1 protein-coding gene is annotated in these 487 nt (G+C 63.0%); it reads right to left on the bottom strand.

All coding sequences use genetic code 11. The features are described from left to right. Positions 1-91: 91 nt before the first annotated feature. The coding region (locus tag J5M67_RS28090; protein WP_207888631.1) for a zinc-binding dehydrogenase at positions 92-487 on the bottom strand (396 nt) is incomplete at its 5' end.

Genomic DNA, 487 nt, shown 5'->3' with positions numbered 1-487 from the left:
GTATGCGATGCGGATGGCGGTTGAACGTTCGCAGTCCGTATCGCAACGTGTGACGTACACCCCGGCATTGCGCCGGATCGCACGCCCGACGTCACGCGTCGGCCCAGTCGAGAATCACCTTGCCGCTTTCGCCCGACAGCATCGCAGCGAAACCTTTCTCGTAGTCGTCCACGGCGAAGCGGTGCGTGCTGATCGGCCAAAGATCGAGCCCGCTTTGCAGCATCGCGACCATCTTGTACCACGTCTCGAACATCTCGCGCCCATAGATGCCCTTGATCTCGAGGCCCTTGAAGATCACCTGGTTCCAGTCGATCGCGGTCTGCGCGGGCGGAATGCCGAGCAGCGCGACCTTGCCGCCGTGATTCATCGATTCGAGCAGCGACGTGAACGCGCTCGGCACGCCGGACATCTCGAGCCCGACGTCGAAGCCCTCCGTCATGTGCAGGTCGGCCATCACGTCGCGCAGCGATTCGCGCGACACGTTCAC

The sequence above is a fragment of the Pseudomonas sp. 30_B genome (assembly GCF_017491605.1).
Lineage (GTDB): Bacteria > Pseudomonadota > Gammaproteobacteria > Pseudomonadales > Pseudomonadaceae > Pseudomonas.
This window is presented reverse-complemented; position numbering and strand designations above follow the sequence as displayed.